This is a genomic window from Brevundimonas sp. CURTG3B2_SDJG (genome assembly GCF_057364705.1).
This window is the reverse complement of record NZ_JBNFOJ010000402.1, coordinates 1-2,098: the sequence shown is the minus strand read 5'-3', so window position 1 is coordinate 2,098 and position 2,098 is coordinate 1. Positions and strand designations below refer to the sequence as shown.

Annotated in this window: 1 protein-coding gene; it reads right to left on the bottom strand. The window is 70.5% G+C overall.

Annotation, left to right across the window (positions count from 1 at the left end; all coding sequences use genetic code 11):
* Positions 1-1,856, bottom strand: a 1,856-nt coding sequence (ligA, locus tag AC2W7C_RS17130) for an NAD-dependent DNA ligase LigA (RefSeq protein ID WP_486002452.1), incomplete at its 3' end; no start/stop codon positions are given.
* Between the last annotated feature and the right edge of the window lie 242 nt (positions 1,857-2,098).

The window sequence follows — 2,098 nt, the reverse complement described above, 5'->3', positions numbered from 1 at the left end:
CGGGCGGGCGAGGCGACGCCGGGGAAGGCGAGGGCCAGCTTCTGATCCAGGGGCGCCTCGGGCCAGGGATCGGCGTCGGACAGCGCGGCGGCGGCCATGACCGAAAGGGTGCGCGGCGAAACGCCGTGGCCCTCGGCCAGCTGGGTCCACTCGGCCGAGGGAATGCCCGACGCGGCGTCCAGGCAGGCGGCCTGGAAGGACGCCCAGTCGCCGAAATGGCGGGCCAGGAGGATGGAGGTCTGCTCGCCGATCTCGCGGATGCCCAGGGCGAAGATCAGCCGGTCCAGGGCGATGGTCCGACGCGCGTCGATGCCGGCGACGAGATTCTTCACGCTGGTCTCGCCGTAGCCATCCTCGGCGCGAAGCCCGGCCAGGCGGTCCTCGTCGCGGGCCAGGCGGAAGATGTCGGCGGGCTCCTTCAGCCAGCCGCGCTCATGGAAGGCGATCAGCTGCTTCTCGCCCAGGCCCTCGATGTCGAAGGCGCGCCGGCCGACGAAATGCTTGAGGCGTTCGACCAGCTGGGCGTCGCAGATCAGACCGCCGGTGCAGCGGCGACGGACCTCGTCGCCCTCGCGCACGGCCTCGGAGCCGCAGACGGGGCAGTGCGTGGGGAAGACATAAGGGATCGCGTCGGCGGGGCGCTTATCGGCGACGACGCCCAGGATCTGCGGGATCACATCGCCAGCGCGCTGCAGGACGACGGTGTCGCCGATGCGAACGTCCTTGCGGGCGATCTCGTCCTCGTTGTGCAAGGTGGCGTTGCGAACCACGACGCCGCCGACCGTGACCGGATGCAGGCGGGCGACGGGGGTGAGCGAGCCGGTGCGGCCGACCTGGATGTCGATGCCTTCCAGCACCGTCTGGGCCTGCTGGGCCGGGAATTTGTGCGCGACGGCCCAGCGCGGGGTGCGGGAGACGAAGCCCAGGCGCGACTGCCAGTCCAGGCGATCGACCTTGTAGACGACGCCGTCGATGTCGTAGCCGAGCGTCGCGCGATCCGCTTGGAGCCCGTCGTAGAGCGCGATGAGACCCGAGGCGTCCTCGACCCGCCGGGAACGCGGGTTGACCTTGAACCCCCAGGCCTTGAGGGCGTCCAGCGCGTGAGCCTGGGTGTCGGCGAAGGAGGCGGAGGTTTCGCCCCAGGCATAGGCGAAGAAGCGCAAGGGCCTCGTCGCGGTGATCGCCGGATCCTTCTGGCGCAGCGAGCCGGCGGCGAAGTTGCGCGGGTTGGCGTAGGTGCGCGACCCCTCCGCCTCGGCGGCGGCGTTGAAGGCGTCGAATTCGGCGTTGGGGGCGTAGACCTCGCCGCGCACCTCGATGACGTCGGGCCAGCCCGAACCGGCGAGGGTCTGGGGAATGTCGGCGATGGTGCGTAGGTTGGCGGTGACGTCCTCGCCGGTCTTGCCGTCGCCGCGCGTGGCGCCGCGAACCAGGACGCCCTTCTCGTAGCGCAGGCTGGCCGACAGGCCGTCGATCTTGGGTTCGGCGACAAAGGCGACGTGCTCGTCGGGCGCCAGCTTCAGGAAGCGACGGATGCGGGCCTCGAAGTCGGTCACCTCTTCCGGGGCGAAGGCGTTGTCCAGCGACAGCATGGGCACGCCATGCCGGACCTCGGCGAACTGGCTGGACCCAGCTGCACCGACCACCTGGGACGGCGAGGTCGGAGAGGTAAGGTCGGGAAAGGCGTCCTCGATCTCCAGCGCGCGCCGCTTGAGGGCGTCATACTCGGCGTCCGAGATCTCGGGCGCGTCCTGCCGGTGATACAGGGCGTCATGGCGGGCCAGCTCGGCGGTCAGGCGGTCCAGCTCGGCGCGGGCGTCGCTTTCGCTCAACTGATCGACAGGCAGGTCAGACATCGAAGACTCCGGAATCGCCATGCCGTTCTAGCATTCCGGCCGGCGGCGGGAACGACAGCTTCTGGCGGGCCATGACAGGAAGTTAATCTGACGCGCCGCCCGCCCAAGGCTAGCTTCGCGGCCGATCCCAGGAGAATCCATGGCCCGCCTCAATCGTCTCGTCCTGTCGTCCGCCGCGTCGGCGCTGATCCTGGCCGCCTGCGCCCACCACCGCCGGCCGCCGCCGGCCGCGCCGGCGGCCG